This is a genomic window from Frankia sp. AgPm24 (assembly GCF_023243055.1).
GTDB classification, from domain to species: domain Bacteria; phylum Actinomycetota; class Actinomycetes; order Frankiales; family Frankiaceae; genus Frankia; species Frankia umida.
In genome coordinates this window covers 68,846-85,113 of sequence record NZ_JALKFW010000205.1, presented here as the reverse complement: position 1 = coordinate 85,113, position 16,268 = coordinate 68,846, and the positions used below count along the sequence as shown (strand labels likewise).

Sequence of the window (16,268 nt, the reverse complement as noted above, 5' to 3'; positions counted from 1 at the left end):
CTGGCGGGCACCCACATGCACCCCGGACGCGCCGTACGCTCGCCGTCGTGACCATCGACGACGCACCCGCGCAGGCCGGGCCGCCGGCTCCGTCACAGGCCGGGCCGCTGGCCTGGCTGGCCGACCACGCCGAGGCCCGCCGGGCCGCCGGGCTGCGCCGCGAACTCCGTCCGCGTACCGCGGGGCGGCCCGCGTCCGACGCCGTGCGGGTGGATCTGGCCGGCAACGACTACCTCGGCCTTGGCCGACACCCCGCTGTCGTGGCGGCCGCGGTCCGCGCCGTACGTGACTGGGGTGCGGGTTCCACCGGAAGTCGCCTGGTCACCGGGTCAACCACGCTGCACACCGACCTGGAGCAGGCCCTGGCCGCGCACATGGGGTTCGCGGCGGCGCTGGTGTTCTCCTCCGGCTACACCGCCAACCTCGGCGTTCTGACCGCGCTCGCCGGCCCGGGCGACCTCGTCGTGTCGGACGCGCTCAACCACGCCTCGATCGTGGACGCCTGCCGGCTCTCCCGAGCCCAGGTGGTGATCACCCCGCACGGTGAGACGGCCGCCGTCGCCGCGGCGCTGGGAGCCGGCGGCTGGCGACGGGCGATCGTCGTCACCGAGTCGGTGTTCTCCGCCGACGGTGACGCCGCCGACCTGCTCGCCCTGCACGACACCGCCCGGGCCCACGGCGCGCTGCTGGTCGTCGACGAGGCGCACGGCCTGGGAGTCGTCGGCCCGGGCGGCGGTGGCGCGGTGCACGCCGCCGGGCTCGCCGCGGAGCCGGACGTGGTGGCCACCGCGACCCTGTCCAAGGCGCTCGGCGGCCTCGGCGGTGCCGTCCTGGGTTCCACGGCGCTGCGCGACCATCTCGTCGACACCGCCCGGTCCTTCATCTTCGACACCGGACTCGCCCCGGCGAACGTCGGCGCGGCACTGGCCGCACTCGACCAGCTGCGGGCCCGACCGGAACTGGCCGAGACGGTCCGGGCACACGCGCGTCACCTCGCCGAGCTCACCGGCGCACCGACCCCGGCCGGGGCGGTCGTCTCGGTGATCCTCGGTGAACCCGAGACGGCGCTGGCCGCCGCCGCGGCCTGCCGGGCCAGCGGCGTCGCCGTGGGCTGCTTCCGTCCGCCCACCGTCCCCGCCGGCACCAGCCGGCTACGCGTCGCGGCCCGAGCCGACCTCACCGCGACCGACCTGGCCCAGGTCCGCGAGGCCTTCGCCGCCGCCGGCATCCTCGTGCCGGTCCCATGAGCGTCCTGGTCGTCACCGGCACCGGCACCGAGATCGGCAAGACCGTCGTCACCGCCGCCGTCGCCGCCCTCGCGTCCGACCGGGGCCGCTCGGTCGCCGTGGTCAAACCCGCGCAGACCGGCCTCCCACCCGGTGCACCCGGCGACGTGGACCTCGTCGCCGCGCTCAGCGGCGTCCGCGACGTCCACGAGGGAGCCCGCTACCCGGACCCGCTCGCACCGGCGACCGCCGCCCGCCGGGCGGGGCTGCCCGCTGTCGACCTCGGCGACGTCCGCGCCCATCTCGACAAGCTCGCCGCCCACCGCGACCTGGTGCTCGTCGAGGGTGCCGGCGGTCTGCTGGTGCGTTTCGACGAGCACGGCAGCACCGTCGCAGACCTCGCCCAGCAGCTGCGCGCGCCGGTGCTCGTCGTCGTGTCGGCCGGGCTCGGTACGCTCAACACCACGGCGCTGACCCTCGAGGCACTTGCCCACCGCGGGCTCGAACTCGCCGGTGTGGTGGTCGGCTCCTGGCCTGCCGACCCCGATCTGGCCTGCCGCGGCAACCTGGCCGACCTCGCGAGTCTCGCCGGCCGTCCGGTGGCTGGTGCGATCCCCGCCGGCGCCGGCCTGCTGGCCCCAGCCGACTTCCTCGCCACCGCCCGCCGCTCACTGGAACCGTCACTCGGCGGCACCTTCCGCGCACAGGACTTCCAGAACAGTCACCCAATGTGATGTACGGCACGTGTCGAGTGCTGAACGTGCGCGATGTCGCGTCCGAAAGGGGAACACCATCGCGCCCGGGGCCCGACAATGGTGGCGCCCACACCCACCATCCGGGCACGGCCACACCCGCCCGCCCGCCCGGACCCGACCACCGAGCAGCCGACCGTATCCGCCGTAGACCTCGCCAGGAGGCCACCGTGACCGCACCCGTGACCGCGTATCCCGCCCCCAAGGTGGTGGAGACCCCGCTGGAGCCGGCCGACGCCACGCTGGACGACGCTGCGCTGAGCGAGTCCGTGCTGGACGAGTCCGCCCTGGGCGAGTCCGTACTCGACGAGACCGTGCTCGACGAGGCCGTGCTCGACAAGACCGTCCTGGGCGAAGCCGTCCCGGATGATGCCGCGCTCATCGATGGCACGCTGGACGAGAACGCGACCGGCGGACCCGCGACGGCCCGCACCGATCCGGCGACGATCCTCGCCCACGCGCGCCGTGAGGTGCTCGAGGGCGGGCGTGGCCTGGACGAGGCCAGCGTGCTGGCGGTCCTGCAGCTGCCGGACGAGTCACTCACCGAACTACTGGCGCTCGCCCACGAGGTGCGGATGCGCTGGTGCGGACCGGAGATCGAGGTCGAGGGCATCATCAGCCTGAAGACCGGCGGCTGCCCGGAGGACTGCCACTTCTGCTCGCAGTCCGGCAAGTTCGACTCGCCGGTACGTTCGGCCTGGCTGGACGTACCGTCGCTGGTCGACGCCGCACGCCAGACCGCCGCCACCGGAGCGACGGAGTTCTGCATCGTGGCGGCCGTGCGCGGTCCCGACGAGCGGCTGATGTCGCAGGTCCGTGAGGGTGTGGCCGCGATCCAGGCCGCAGTGGAGATCAACGTCGCCTGTTCGCTGGGCATGCTCACCCAGACCCAGGTGGACGAGCTCGCCGCGATGGGTGTCCACCGCTACAACCACAACCTCGAGACCGCCCAGTCGCACTTCACCAAGGTCGTCACCACGCACTCCTGGGAGGAGCGCTGGGAGACCTGCGAGATGGTCCGCGCCGCCGGCATGGAACTGTGCTGCGGGGCGATCCTCGGCGTCGGCGAGTCCCTCGAGCAGCGCGCGGAACTCGCCGCCCAGCTCGCCCGCCTGGAGCCGGACGAGGTCCCCCTGAACTTCCTCAACCCGCGCCCCGGCACTCCCTTCGGCGACTACCCGCCGGTCCAGCCGCGGGACGCCCTGCGCGCCATCGCCGCCTTCCGCCTGGCGCTGCCCCGCACCATCCTGCGCTACTCGGGCGGCCGGGAGATCACCCTCGGCGACCTCGAGGCGCAGGGCATGCTCGGTGGTATCAACGCCGTCATCGTCGGCAACTACCTGACGACCCTCGGCCGCCCCGCCGAGGCCGACCTGAAGATGCTGGCCGACCTCAGCATGCCGATCAAGTCCCTCCAGTCCACCCTCTGATCACGACCGTCAGCGTCAGCGATGCCGTCGCTCTCAGCATCACCAACGGCCTTCCAGGCGTCCGATATATGACGAAATGTGCTTTTCCACGGTGCGGCGGTGCGCTTCGGCACCCGCGAATCGCGGCCAGGTGGCGGCCACATTCAGCGCATGCCGAGGGTTGTTCAAGGATTTCGGCCTCCCCAGCCGAATAACCCTCGGCATGTGGCCGAATAACCCTCGGCATCCGACCCAGGACCGGCGCGCCGACCGCAGCTGACTGCGGACGGTCGCTCAAGGCTTCGGAAGGTCACCAACGGCCGAGGCGGAGAGGGCGTGACGGGGAAGGCAAACTCCTTCGCAGCCGCAATAATCCCCTACGCGCATGGACGGACACCCTGGGCGACAGAGGCCCTGGGTGACGGGGAGTCTGGACGTTCGGGGAGTCTGGACGACGGGAATGCGGAGGTATCGCCGCCGTGATTCCGTACACCCGTGCGGGTCCACGTTGAGGCGTGTACGACGCCCCCTCGGCGTCCCCGCCGAACCCAGGACCTGCGATCCCGCGCATGCGGACAGGATGATGTCAGCCCCTGGCACCGACCCGGGACGCCCATCTCCCGGCGCGAACGGCGGACGTCGACATCCCGGCGCGAACGGGAGACATCGACCTTGTGGCACGGACGGGAGACGTCGGCATCCCGGCGCGGGTGGGGGGCGTCAGGCGTTGGTGGCTGTCATGAGGCCGTGCTCGGCGCAGCGGGCCGACCAGCCGCCAGGGGTGACCTGCACGACCATACGGCGGCGGCAGATTCGGCAGTACCGCGGTGGCTCCAGCTCGCGGGCCCGCGCACACGCCTCATGGTTCCCCACACCAGCTAGCTGACCACAACGGTCACAGAACGAGGCGTCCATGAACATCAGCTTAAGGCATGGCACACAGGTGTCACCCCGGGTACCCGACCGGCGGCAGCGTACCCCGCATCAGCGAGGACCAGCGGACGGTGACGAGGGCCTGTAAGGGCCCCACGACGACGACAGTCGGACCAGCAGGCGCCAACGATGCTCGGGGGCCGACGGACGTCCACACGCGCCGACACGCGCAGACGAGCGCCGACACGCGCAGACGGACGTAGGCGAAGATCAGCGGACGCCGGCGAAGATCAGCCGGCGGCGACGGGCTCGACGACGGCGATCAGGTCGCCGTCCTGGACGACGTCGCCCTCGGAGACTGCGATGCGGGCCACGGTGCCGCCGTCCTCGCTGATCACGGGGATCTCCATCTTCATGGAGTCGAGGATGACCAGGGCGTCTCCGGCCGCCACCGCGTCTCCCTCGCCGACGACGACCTTCCACACGTTGGCAACCATCTCCGCGCGGACCTCTTCGGTCATCGACGCCCCCTTCAACGGCGGTAGGCCACGGGCCGGGCGGCCGCGACCCCGCGGGTCATGGAGCCCACCAACGGTGAGCCCGCGAGAAGCGTAGTGCCCGCAGCCATCCGGACCAATGCCAATCGCCGACCAGGGACGTCCGTCCAGCGGTGGATCGGGGCGCGAACAGCAACGACGCGCGCGACTCGCCCGCCCGGTGTTGGGAACGAATACCGCAAACCCGCAGACTACGCATGTGCTCGTACTTGTCGTGCTGACTCTGGTGATCGGGTTGGGCGTGGGACTCGCCCGCGGTGGAACGCTCAGCGCCCTCGCCCGCGTCCATGTCCAACAGCCGTTGTTGTTCGCCGCGTTGATCCTGGCAGTCGCGGTCGGCGGGCTCGTACCGGCGTTGCACAGCGTGGCCTGGATCGTGGCCGCTGTGCTCGCGGCGCTGTTCGCCGGGATGAACAACCGCCTGCCAGGCCTTGGCCTGCTGGTCGCCGGCATCATCGCCAACGCCGCCGTGATCACGGCCAATGGTGGGCAGATGCCGGTTTCGCTGTGGCAGGCCCAGCATGCCGGGGTGCCGGCGAACGACATCCTGCGCTCGGCCTTCCACACTCCCGCTGACGGCGACACCAGCCTACGGCTGCTCAGCGACATCATCCCCTTCGCGTTGCCGGGGGTGCCCGCGGTCCTGAGCATCGGGGACGTGCTGATCGCGGCCGCGCTCGGCGTGTTCGGCGCGGTGACCCCGGTCCGTGCGTGGCGGACGCTGCAGGCGCGGCGCAACGCCGCCCTCGCCGGTGCCCTGCCCGCCGCCTACGGCGGACCGCCTCGGCCTGGTACCCGGCGCAGCGCGAGCGGCGTCCCGGCCTACGACGACCTGGCCGACCCGCAGCTGGCCGACCCGCAGCTGGCCGACATGGACCCGACCACGGACGACTCCTGGGAGTACGTCAGGATCACTAACCAGCGTCGCACCAGCACCGACGGCTCAGACGAGCCTGACGAGCTCGACGCGCGCGAGGAGCTCGACGGCCAGGACGATCCGGGAGACCTCGGCGACCTCGGTGGTCAGGGTGGTCAGGGCGAACCTCAGGACCTGGGCGGTCGTGCGCATCGGGGCGTTCCGCCGGGCCCCGCGGAACCCGCCGACGATCCCGCGTTCGATGATCGTGGTGGCGGTCCGCTCGATGGCTGGCTCGATGACGATGCCCACGCGGACCACGCGGCATCGGAAGGCGCGGACGCGGACCTCATCGCCCCAGACCGCACCGACCTCGACCCACCTGACCTCGACCCCACTGACCTCGATCGCACCAGCCTCGACCCCACTGGCCCGGATGGTCCCGATGCTCGCGACGCCGATACCCGCGTGACGGGTCCAGGCGGCACCGGTCCGCGGCGGGCGGGCTCGGGCGGCACGGGTCCGCGGGGGACGGGCTCGGGCGGCACGGGTCCGCGGGGGACGGCTTCGGGTGGCGCTGGGCTGGGCGGGGACGGCATGGGCGGCGACGGGTACGACCCGTACGACATCTCCGTCTTCCGCGCGTCCGAGGAACGGACGTCCGGCGGTCGTGGGGCGAAGGGCGGCGGGAGCGAGGCCGGCGGGCACCGTCTGCGGCCCTCCGACGCCGGGGTGAGCGAGACTGACCCGTCCGGCCTGGATGACCCGTGGGGCGATGGGCCCACGCCGCGCCAGCCGGGGGCCACGGCACGCGGCTGACCCGACGGCCGCGCGGGCTGGCACGATGACTGCTGTATCCAGTGAAGGGAAGGAGGATGTCATGGCGAAGAAGAAGCGCAAGCGGCGCGCACGGGCCAAGCACAAGGCCAACCACGGCAAGCGCCCCAACACCTGATCAGATCGGCGGGTCGTGCTTGTTGGCGCGGCCCGCCGCTGGGCGGCGTGAGCGCCGCCGGATGGCCGGGTACCGTCGCACGGCCACCCGGCCCGCACGGCTACTCGGCGCGGAACTCCCCGGCGTCGACGTCGACACGGGCCGCCCGCAGTCGGGCGAGCACGCTCGTTCGCAGGGTCTCCGGCGCCCGTTCCCCGCCGCACTTGCGGGCGACGAGCATCTTGACCTCACGTTCGAGGCCGAACTCGCGCAGGCACGGGGAGCACTCGTCGAGGTGGGAGCGGATCAGGTTGTGCTGGCCGCCGTCGCACTCCCCGTCAAGGTAGAGGAACACGGCGTCGAGCACCTTTCGGCAGTCGATCTCGTGTTCACCGCCGCAGCTCACGACGCACCACCTTCGACGTCGGTGGAGCCCGCGGGAACCAGCCCACGGTCGGCCGCGTACTGCTCGAGCGACTTGCGCAGACCCCGGCGACCGCGATGCAGCCGGGACATGACCGTCCCGATCGGCGTGCCCATGATCTCCGCGATCTCCTTGTAGGAGAAACCCTCGACATCGGCCAGGTAGACCGCCATCCGGAAGTCCTCCGGGAGGGCCTGCAGCGCATCCTTGATGTCGCTGTCGGGCAGATGCTCGAGTGCTTCGGTCTCGGCGCTCTTGAGGCCGACGGAGGTGTGCGACTCCGCCTCGGCGAGCTGCCAGTCCTCGACCTGCTCGGTCGGGCTCTGCAGCGGCTGACGCTGCCGACGGCGGTAGGTGTTGATGAAGGTGTTCGTCAGGATCCGGTAGAGCCAGGCCTTGAGGTTCGTTCCGGCCTGGAACTGGTGAAAGGCCGCGAACGCCTTCACGAAGGTCTCCTGAACGAGATCCTCCGCGTCGGCCGGGTTGCGGGTCATCCGCAACGCGGCGGCATACATCTGGTCGAGGTACGGGAGAGCGTCGCGCTCGAAGCGCGCACCCCGCTCCTCGGTGGTCTCGTCGACCAGGATCATCCCCTCACCGTCGTCTGCGCCGACAGCGGGCCCGGCGACCGCGGACCCGGCCTGTGGCGCGGCGGGCCGCCCGGAAACGGATCGCCTTCCCGCCGAGGACGATACCCCGGGCACCGCACCATCGCGCGGTGATGTGGGCCGTGATATCCGCCCAGGTGACGCCTGCTCACGGGCCGGCTGCTCGGACGGCCGCCCGTGCGATGCCTGCTGTTGCAGGGCGCTCGCTGGAGTCATGTGACCTCCGCTACCTCGTCTGGCCTCCTGGTCAACCGGACCCGGCTCTGGATGATTCCCGCCCCGACGTCCGACCCGGGCCCGTGCCGGGTCATATCCGGGCGGGGTGCGGGACGTCCGGCGGGCCGAGCGGGCCGAGCGGGTCGAGCAGGTCGAGCAGGTAGGCGGCGCCCACATGGGCGGCTTCGGCGACGGCCTCCTCGGGCTCCCGCCCGTCGCGGACACGGGTCCGAAACGAGTGGTCGCCGCCCCGGACGAGGTGCAGGCGGCGTTCCCGGGACGCGTCCGGCTCGGGCCGACCGAAGGGATCGCGTTCGCCCTGGACCACCAGCACCGGCAGCCCGACCTCGTCGAGTTCGTGCTGACGGGACGGTTTCGGCTCGCCGGCCGCCGTCCGACCCGGCGGGCACAGCGGGAAGCCGAGCGCGAGCACGCCCCGGGCTCCCAGCGGTCCTGCGACCCGCATCGCCACCCGCGATCCCATCGACACCCCCGCCAGTGCGAACGGCCGCCCCGTGTCGGCGACATGCGTGCTCACCGCGGCCAGCGCGACGGCGTCCAGTCGGGCCGCCCGGTCGGGTGCCCGCCGGCCGGCCACCCGGTAGGGCATCTCCAGCCGTCCGATCCGCGCGCCCCCCGCGGCCAGGGCCGTGGCCAGCGCGTTGAACAGGGGTGTGTCCACACCGCTACCGGCACCATGCAGAAACACGACTGTCGGGCCGTCGCCGGGAACCAGACGCAGCCGCCCACCGTCGACTGCTGTGTGGACCTCTGTCGCACCCTCCCGTCCGGGCCCCGCCGCCGGTCCGGATTCGGTCGTCACAGCGGCCGGGACGCATTGCCGGGACGCAACGGGGAAAGACCCCGCGTGGTCCGGCTCGGAATCTGTCAGACTTCCACCGTGACTTTGTGACTTGCCTCTCATCAATGCCCCTTGAAGGGTAGGAAAAGCTCCATGCTGCCTGGCCCCGCCGCGGACGCGGGATCGTCTCGAGGACGAGCGCAATCCCTGGTCTGCGAGGCTCCGACGGACAGTGACGACCCGTACTGGGCGTTCTACGAGGAGGTCGCGGCCGCCCAGCTGCGGGAGTGGTTGCCCACGCGGCCGGGGCGGGTGCTCGACGTCTCCGGGCCGCGGGCCAGGTTCGCCCGGCAGATGGTCGGGGCCGGCCATCAGGTGGTCCGGGTGGTGACCGACGCTGTCCCCACCGATCTGCGTGAGCGCGGCGGTGCCACACCCGGCGCGGGGGGTGGTGGGGCGCTGCGTCCGGTCGTGGGCGACGCCCGGTCGCTGGACTGGTTTCACGCCGACTCGTTCGACGCGGTGCTCGCCGAGGCGCGGGCACTGTCGTTCTGCCTGGCCACCGAGACCACTCTCGAGCAGATCCACCGGATGCTGCGCCCGGGCGGCCAGCTGCTGCTGTGCGTCGACTCGCTGCTGCTGGGGCTGGCCCGGCTGGCCGAGCAGCACCGGTGGGCGGAACTGTCCGACGTACCCCGTGCGGATGTCGTGCTGGTACCCGCCGACGACGGCACGATAACCCGGTGTTTCTGGCCCGAGGAGCTGCGCGCGCTGCTGTCCAGCGCCGGCTTCGAGGTCGACTGGATCCGGCCCCGGACAGTGCTGTCCGCCGAGGCCGTCACCCGGGCGCTCGCCGAGGACGTCTCCTGCTTCCCCACCCTGGTCCGGACCGAGGTGGAGCTCTCCGCCGAACGTGAGGGCGAGTCCATCGGCATCCATCTGATCGCCTCCGCCCGCCGCCCCCGGTGACGTCCGGCGGACGGGCCCGGGGGGTCCGCGGCCGCACCGGGGCGGCCTGAGGTCAAGGTGGCCGGCCGGTGAACGGGCTGTGGGCCGGCGGGGCGGGGGGAGAGGCGGTGGCCCGGATCGGGCCGTTCATCCGGCATGCTGGCAGGGTGAGCATCCTGACCGGTACCGAGCACGCCGATACCCAGTCCGATCCGTGGCCAGCACCGACGGCGGCGCGGCCGGTGGTGGCCGTCGTACCGGTGCCGGGCGCCAAGTCCGGCACCAACCGGGCGCTGGTGCTGGCGGCGCTGGCCAGCGGCGAATCCCGGCTGCGGGGGGCGCTGCGTTCACGCGACACCCTGCTCATGGCTGGTGTGCTGCGGGCGCTCGGCGCCGAGGTCGACACCGACGGGGTGGACTGGACGGTCCGCCCGGCCCGGTCGACGCGGCTGGCCGCGGGCGCGCGGGCCGACTGCGGCAACGCCGGCACGGTCGCCCGCTTCACCCCGGCGCTGGCCACCCTGCGCGAAGGCGACATCGTGTTCGACGGGGACACCCGGATGCGCGACCGCCCGCTGACTCCCCTGCTTGGGGCACTGCGGCGGCTGGGCGCCGACATCGACTCCGACCGGATGCCCTTCACCGTCCACGGTCACGGCGGGTTGCCCGGCGGCGAGGTGGAGGTCGACGCGTCCAACTCGAGCCAGCTCATCTCCGGTCTGCTGCTCGCCGGTCCGCGTTACGACGCCGGGGTCACGGTCGTGCACCACGGCTCCCGGCTGCCGTCCGGCCCGTACCTGGACATGACGGTGGCGGACCTGCGCGCGGCCGGCGCCACGGTGGATGTCGACCCGCCCGCGGCCGGCGGCACCCGGCGCTTTCGGGTGGCGCCGGGTGAGCTCCTGGCCGGTGAGAAGGTGATCGAGCCTGATCTCAACAGCGCGACCGCGTTCCTCGCCGCCGCGGTCGCCACCGGCGGGCGGGTCGTGGTGCCCAGCTGGCCGGATGTCACCGAACAGCCCGGACGGATGCTGCCCGCGTTGTTCGCGGCCATGGGTGCCTCCACCGAGCGCACCGAACGGGGCCTGGCGGTCACCGGTGGTGGCACCATCCACGGCATCGATGTCGACCTGAGCGACTTCGGCGAGGCCGCGCCGGTGCTGACCGCGCTCGCCGCGCTGGCGAGCTCACCGTCCCGGCTACGCGGCATCGGTCACCTGCGGCTGCACGAGACCGACCGGCTCGCCGCGCTCGCCGAGGAACTGGGCCGTCTCGGCGCCCGGATCACCGTGACCGACGACGGGCTGGCGATCGACCCGGCGCCCCTGCACGGTGGACGGCTCGACCCGCGCTCCGACCACCGGCTCGCGATGGCCTACGCGGTCGTCGGGCTGGTGGTGCCCGGGGTCGAGGTCGATGACATCGCCACCACCGGCAAGACCGTTCCCGACTTCCCCCGGATGTGGTCGGCGATGCTGGCCGACCAGACCGACCAGACCGACCAGGCCGGCCGGTGACCCGAGGTCGTGCCGTGACGCGGGTCGGCTCGGTCTAGCGGGTCGCGGCGATGCCCCGAGAGCTCGACGAGGACGACGTCCGCATCCGTCCCGGTCGGGGGTCACGTCCCCGCACCCGGCAGCGGCCCGACCATGCCGAGGCCGTGCCGGCGGTCGTGGTCGGTGTCGACCGCGGCCGGTACTCCTGCCGGCCGCGGCCGTGGCCCGACCGGCTGGTCGCGGCGGTGCGCGGTGGGTCGATGCGCCGCACGTCCGTCGTCGTCGGCGACCAGGTGGCCCTGGTCGGGGACCTGTCCGGCACCGACGGGGTGCTCGCCCGCCTGGTTCGTCGGGAGGAGCGCACCAGCGTGCTGCGGCGCACCCCGGACGACACCGACCCGGCCGAACGGCCGATCGTGGCGAACGCCGACATCCTGGTGATCGTCTGTGCCGTCACCGATCCGGTGCCCCGGCCGGGCCTGATCGACCGATGTCTGGTCGCCGCCTATGACGGCGGTCTGGCGCCGGTGCTGTGCCTGACCAAGGCGGACCTCGCCGACCCCGAAACGATCACCGAGCTGTACCGGCCGCTTGGCTTTCCGGTCGTGGCCACCCGGCCCGACCAGGACCTCACGGACCTGCACAGTCTGCTGACGCAACGGGTCAGCGTGCTGTTCGGGCACAGCGGGGTGGGCAAGTCCAGCCTGGTCAACCGGCTGGTGCCGGCCGCCGACCGGGCGATCGGCGAGGTCAACGCGGTCACCGGACGCGGCCGGCACACCTCCTCGGCGGCCGTGGCACTGCGGTTGCCGGCCGGCGGCATGGTGATCGACACACCGGGGATACGGTCGTTCGGGCTGGGCGCGGTGTCGCCGGCCCGGGTGCTGTCGGCCTTCTCCGATCTGGCCGCCGCGGCCGCGTACTGCCAGCCGGGATGTGAACATCTCGCGCCGTCGGCGGACTGCGCGCTGGACTCCGCCGTCACCGGGGGCGGTGCCGACGCCGCGCGGCTGGCGAGCCTGCGCAGACTGCTCGCGGCACGCGCGACACCGCTCTGACCGCGCCGATCGGAGATTCGTCACACTCGTGGGTCACACGGGTTCCGGGCGCCCTTCGCAGCGACGCGTGACCGGGCTCGGCTCGTAGTCTCGCAGGGTGACCCCGCCTAACCCCACCTCCGTGGGTTCCGAGTCCCCCGAGGTTCCCGACGCCGTCACCGTCACCGTCGCCGACGATCTCGCGCTTGCGCTGAGCCTCGCGGACGCCGCCGACCGGCTCACCCTGTCCCGCTTCCAGGCCGTCGACCTGCACGTCGAGTCAAAGCCGGACAACACCCCCGTCTCCGACGCGGACACCGCCGTCGAGGCCATGATCCGCGAGCGGCTCGCCGTCGCCCGGCCCGGTGACGCCGTCCTCGGTGAGGAGGAGGGCCTGGTCGGCGGCGACTCCCGACGGCGCTGGATCCTCGACCCGGTCGACGGCACCAAGAACTTCGTGCGGGGCGTTCCGGTCTGGGGCACGCTGCTCGGTCTCGAGGTGGACGGCGAGATGGTCGTTGGTGTGGCCAGCGCACCGGCGATGAGCCGGCGCTGGTGGGGGGCCCGGGGCACCGGAGCGTTCACCCGCGACGCCACCGGCGACACCCGCGCGTTGCGGGTGTCCTCGGTGACCCGGCTCAGCGACGCCTTCCTGTCGTTCGCCTCGATCGAGGGCTGGCGGACCGCCCGTCGCCTCGAGGAGTTCCTCGACCTGGCCGACCAGGTCTGGCGCACCCGCGCCTACGGCGACTTCTGGTCGCACATGATGGTGGCCGAGGGTGCGGTCGACCTTGCCTGCGAGCCGGAGGTGTCGCTGTGGGACATGGCCGCCCTACAGGTGATCGTCGAGGAGGCCGGTGGTCGGTTCACCGACCTGACCGGAACACGCGGCCCGGGGCACGGCACGGTCCTGACGACCAACGGCCTGCTGCACGAGTCGGCGCTGCGCTCGTTCAACCGCTGACCACCTGGCGTCACCCGCCGGGACCACCCACCACCAGCCCCAGCACCACCCACACCCGCGACCGCGACCGCGACCGCGACCGCCACGACCATGGCGGCTCGACCGGCTGGGCCTGCTGATGATCGGCTTCGCACATCGTGGGTCGCCCGCCCCGCATCAGCGGGAGAACGCCATGCCGGCGTTTCGCCGGGCGCTGGCCGGCGGGGCGGGTGGCCTGGAGTCCGATGTCTGGCTGACCGCCGACGGCGTGCCCGTCCTGCACCACGACGGGGCGCTCGGGCCGCCGGGGCGGCGGCGGCCGATCGCCACCCTGGCGGCCCGGCAGCTGCCGGGATGGTTGCCGACGCTGGCCGCGTTCTACCACGAACTCGGCGCGTCGTTCGGGTTGTCCTTCGAGCTCAGTCTGGACCTGAAGGGCCCGGACACGGGTTTCGCGCCCAAAGCCGATTCCGTCATCGCCGTCGCCCGCGCGGCCGGCGGCAGCGCGGCGGTGGGCCACCTGTGGCTGTGCGGCCATCTCACGCAGCTCGCCGACTACCGGGCCCACGACCCGGACGTCCGGCTGGTCAACTCCGCCTCGCTCGAGGCCGTCCGGGCCGGTGGGGGCCCCGAGGCCTACGCCGAGCGGCTCCGCGCCGCCGGCATCGCCGCACTCAACCTGCGCACACGGGAATGGACCCCCCGCACCGCCGGCATCGTCGCGGTGCTCCACGAGCGGGGCCTAGCCGCCTTCGGCTGGGACGCCCAGCGCACGGCCACCCTGCGCCGGCTGGCCGGATACCGGCTCGACGCCGTCTACAGCGACCATCTGGACCGGCTGGTGCGGGTGACCGGCCGACGACCCGGTACTCCCCCGGCCGACGATGCTCGACCGCCCTCGCCCACCTGAGCGCCGGGACGGCCACCTGGACGCTGTGACAGCCATCCGGGCGCTGTGACGCGCGGAACCGCCGCACCGGCACAATGAGCCAGCTGGCCAACGGCGCTGTCGACATCAGAGCGGCCATCGAGGACGGCAAGGCCACGCAAAGCATGATGCGCAGCGTGACCGACTACATGACCGACGATAAACCTGTGCGTTGTGTTGACTTCGGCGAGGTATAGCCGCCGGCGATCGGCGAGCGCAACGAGGTTAGCCGCCCGGCGGGACGAACCAGCCGATTGGCCGCCGAGCGCGATTAACGCACAACCCGCTGCGGATGAGCCCCGGACTCGCTACGGACACTTTCCTGACACCGCGATGGCGGATGACTCCGCTCAGTCCTCCTCCGTGGCCTCGCCAACCTCGGCGACCTGCAGCATCTGCTCCGGAAACCCGGTGCGTTCCGCTACTCGCTCGACCGAGTAACCCTGCCTCACCAGGTCACGAGCCTGTTCCAAGGTCCAGCCCCGCCCGGGGTCAACCCGGCGAACGACCACTTCACTCGCCTGGCGCCGTTCCTGCGGCCAGCTGAGTCGTGCACGGCGTGCCAAGAGTCGACCTCCGCGATTTGACGACTTTGGTGTTACGTCACCAAGGATAGGCCATATTGACAGCGGCCTGCCCACCTGAACTCCATGATAGTAGCTGGCGACCTGTTAATGCAGACCAGCTCCGAAGAGCGCACATCACACGAAGTCCAGGCCGCCCGAACAGGCCGCCACGCCCGAACAGCACCCCTTGGCCGAAGGGAACCAGGAACTGTACCGAACCAGCAGCCACTTCCGCGGTGTCTCTGCCGGACGAAGGCTAGTCGGCCAGTACCGCCGGGCGGCCGGACTCCCAGGCCATCCGGATCAGAACTCGATGTTGCTCATCACATGCTTGATCCTGGTGTAGTCCTCAAGTCCATAGACCGACAGATCCTTGCCGTAGCCACTACGTCCGAAGCCGCCATGTGGCATCTCCGCGACCAGCGGCAGGTGGGTGTTGATCCACACACAACCGAAATCCAGCCGCCGCGCGACCCGCATCGCCCGGCCGTGATCGCGGGTCCACACACTCGAGGCAAGGCCATAGTCGACCCCGTTGGCCCAGGCCACCGCCGCGTCCTCGGTGTCGAAACGCTGCATGGTGATGACGGGCCCGAACACCTCCCGCTGACTGAGCTCGTCGTCCTGGCGTAGCCCCGCGACGACGGTGGGCGGGTAGAAGAAACCGGGTCGACGCAGGGACGCCCCGCCGGTGAGAACCTCGGCATGTGCGGGCGCCCGCTCGACGATGCCGCTGACCCGGGCGAGCTGGTCGGCGCTGTTGAGTGGCCCGTAGTCGACGCCCGGCTCGTCCGGTGCGCCCGTGGTGGTGCTCTGGGCGGCCTTGACCAGGGCCGCGGCGAGCGCGTCGTACACACCGTCGGCGGCGAGCACCCGGGTCGCGGCCGTGCAGTCCTGACCGGCGTTGAAGTAGGCCGCCGCGGCTATCTCGGTGGCCACCTCGCTCGGATCGACGTCGTCGAAGACGATGACCGGCGCCTTGCCGCCGAGTTCCAGGTGCACCCGCTTGAGCGTGTCGGCCGCCGCCCGCGCCACCGCCATCCCCGCCTGCACACTGCCCGTGATCGACACCATCGCCGGCCCGGGATGGGCGACCAGGGCCCGTCCGGTGTCGCGGTCACCGCACACGACGTTGAGCACGCCGGGCGGGAGGAACTCCGCGGCGATCCGGGCCAGCAGCAGACTGGACGCCGGCGTCGTCTCGGCCGGTTTGAGCACGACCGTGTTGCCCGCGGCGATCGCCGGGGCGATCTTCCACACGGCCATCATCAGCGGATAGTTCCAGGGCGTGACCTGCGCGCACACCCCCACCGGCTCGCGGCGCACGAAGCTTGTGTGCCCGGCCAGGTACTCGCCGCCCGCGCGGCCCTCCAACGTGCGGGCGGCCCCGGCGAAGAAGCGGATCTGGTCGGCGCTCGGCCCGACCTCCTCGCTGCGGGTGAGCGCCAGTGGCTTACCGGTGTTGGCGCTCTCCACCGCGGCGATCTCGTCCGCCCGCTCCTCCACCGCGTCCGCGAGCCGCAGCAGGGCCCGGGCGCGCTGCGCCGCGGGAGTGTCGCGCCACGACGGGAACGCCGCTGTGGCCGCCTCGACGGCCGCGGTCACGTCGAGCGGTCCCGAGCGGGGCGCGTGGGCCACCGTCCGCCCCGTCGCCGGGTCCACGATCGGGGTCGTCGTGCCCTCGGCCGAGGGC

17 protein-coding genes are annotated in these 16,268 nt (G+C 72.3%); 11 read left to right on the top strand and 6 right to left on the bottom strand.

Translation table 11 applies throughout. From position 1 onward, the window contains the following. Positions 1-47: 47 nt before the first annotated feature. From MXD61_RS19800 to bioB, 3 genes are all read left to right on the top strand, one after another. Complete coding sequence (locus tag MXD61_RS19800) at positions 48-1,247, top strand: 8-amino-7-oxononanoate synthase (RefSeq protein WP_248814958.1); 1,200 nt, start codon at positions 48-50, stop codon at positions 1,245-1,247. Next, positions 1,244-1,960 carry a dethiobiotin synthase gene (gene bioD, locus MXD61_RS19795; protein ID WP_248814957.1) on the top strand — a complete coding sequence of 239 codons (717 nt, stop codon included), beginning with the start codon at positions 1,244-1,246 and terminating at the stop codon, positions 1,958-1,960. The genes MXD61_RS19800 and bioD overlap by 4 nt, the downstream gene beginning before the upstream one ends. 410 nt (positions 1,961-2,370) lie before the next feature. Next, positions 2,371-3,408 carry a biotin synthase BioB gene (gene bioB / locus MXD61_RS19790; RefSeq protein ID WP_251080273.1) on the top strand — a complete coding sequence of 346 codons (1,038 nt, stop codon included), beginning with the start codon at positions 2,371-2,373 and terminating at the stop codon, positions 3,406-3,408. Positions 3,409-4,107: 699 nt separating this feature from the next. Here the strand turns inward: bioB and MXD61_RS28965 are convergent. Next, positions 4,108-4,302, bottom strand: a complete 195-nt coding sequence (locus tag MXD61_RS28965; RefSeq protein ID WP_251734189.1) for a hypothetical protein — start codon at positions 4,300-4,302, stop codon at positions 4,108-4,110. 248 nt (positions 4,303-4,550) lie between these two features. Next, on the bottom strand, positions 4,551-4,781 hold the full coding sequence (locus MXD61_RS19785; protein WP_248814956.1) for a biotin/lipoyl-binding carrier protein: 231 nt from the start codon (positions 4,779-4,781) through the stop codon (positions 4,551-4,553). Positions 4,782-5,016: 235 nt separating this feature from the next. Here MXD61_RS19785 and MXD61_RS19780 point away from each other — a divergent pair, with 235 nt between their 5' ends. Together MXD61_RS19780 and MXD61_RS28960 are read left to right on the top strand one after the other, a co-directional pair. Continuing rightward, entirely contained in the window at positions 5,017-6,492 is a 1,476-nt protein-coding gene (locus tag MXD61_RS19780) for a DUF5317 domain-containing protein (RefSeq protein ID WP_248814955.1), read from the top strand. A 61-nt stretch (positions 6,493-6,553) separates the two neighbouring features. Beyond that, positions 6,554-6,628 (top strand): 50S ribosomal protein bL37, encoded by a 75-nt coding sequence (locus MXD61_RS28960; protein WP_369809780.1) that lies wholly within the window; start codon positions 6,554-6,556, stop codon positions 6,626-6,628. 100 nt (positions 6,629-6,728) lie between these two features. Here MXD61_RS28960 and rsrA read toward each other — a convergent pair whose 3' ends face one another. The 3 genes from rsrA to MXD61_RS19765 all read right to left on the bottom strand — a co-directional run bounded on the left by rsrA (position 6,729) and on the right by MXD61_RS19765 (position 8,564). Continuing rightward, on the bottom strand, positions 6,729-7,013 hold the full coding sequence (gene rsrA, locus MXD61_RS19775; RefSeq protein WP_163547149.1) for a mycothiol system anti-sigma-R factor: 285 nt from the start codon (positions 7,011-7,013) through the stop codon (positions 6,729-6,731). After that, positions 7,010-7,855, bottom strand: coding sequence for a sigma-70 family RNA polymerase sigma factor (locus tag MXD61_RS19770; RefSeq protein WP_374629232.1), 846 nt, complete (start codon positions 7,853-7,855; stop codon positions 7,010-7,012). Before MXD61_RS19770 ends, rsrA begins: the two co-directional genes overlap by 4 nt. Before the next feature lie 91 nt (positions 7,856-7,946). Then, positions 7,947-8,564 carry an alpha/beta family hydrolase gene (locus MXD61_RS19765; protein ID WP_374629230.1) on the bottom strand — a complete coding sequence of 206 codons (618 nt, stop codon included), beginning with the start codon at positions 8,562-8,564 and terminating at the stop codon, positions 7,947-7,949. A gap of 246 nt (positions 8,565-8,810) precedes the next feature. On the opposite strand from MXD61_RS19765, the gene MXD61_RS19760 reads away from it, so the two are divergent. From MXD61_RS19760 to MXD61_RS19735, 6 genes are all read left to right on the top strand, one after another. Further along, positions 8,811-9,626, top strand: a complete 816-nt coding sequence (locus MXD61_RS19760) for a class I SAM-dependent methyltransferase (RefSeq protein WP_248814953.1) — start codon at positions 8,811-8,813, stop codon at positions 9,624-9,626. Between the two features lie 146 nt (positions 9,627-9,772). Then, entirely contained in the window at positions 9,773-11,122 is a 1,350-nt protein-coding gene (aroA, locus tag MXD61_RS19755) for a 3-phosphoshikimate 1-carboxyvinyltransferase (protein ID WP_248814979.1), read from the top strand. Positions 11,123-11,172: 50 nt separating this feature from the next. Next, complete coding sequence (gene rsgA / locus MXD61_RS19750) at positions 11,173-12,159, top strand: ribosome small subunit-dependent GTPase A (RefSeq protein ID WP_248814952.1); 987 nt, start codon at positions 11,173-11,175, stop codon at positions 12,157-12,159. A gap of 97 nt (positions 12,160-12,256) precedes the next feature. After that, positions 12,257-13,102 carry a histidinol-phosphatase gene (gene hisN, locus MXD61_RS19745; protein ID WP_374629229.1) on the top strand — a complete coding sequence of 282 codons (846 nt, stop codon included), beginning with the start codon at positions 12,257-12,259 and terminating at the stop codon, positions 13,100-13,102. A 118-nt stretch (positions 13,103-13,220) separates the two neighbouring features. After that, positions 13,221-13,991, top strand: coding sequence for a glycerophosphodiester phosphodiesterase (locus tag MXD61_RS19740; protein ID WP_248814951.1), 771 nt, complete (start codon positions 13,221-13,223; stop codon positions 13,989-13,991). A 74-nt stretch (positions 13,992-14,065) separates the two neighbouring features. Further along, positions 14,066-14,206 carry a hypothetical protein gene (locus MXD61_RS19735; protein WP_163547161.1) on the top strand — a complete coding sequence of 47 codons (141 nt, stop codon included), beginning with the start codon at positions 14,066-14,068 and terminating at the stop codon, positions 14,204-14,206. Positions 14,207-14,878: 672 nt separating this feature from the next. Here MXD61_RS19735 and MXD61_RS19730 read toward each other — a convergent pair. Continuing rightward, on the bottom strand, positions 14,879-16,268 hold a 1,390-nt coding region (locus MXD61_RS19730; protein ID WP_248814950.1), incomplete at its 5' end, for a gamma-aminobutyraldehyde dehydrogenase.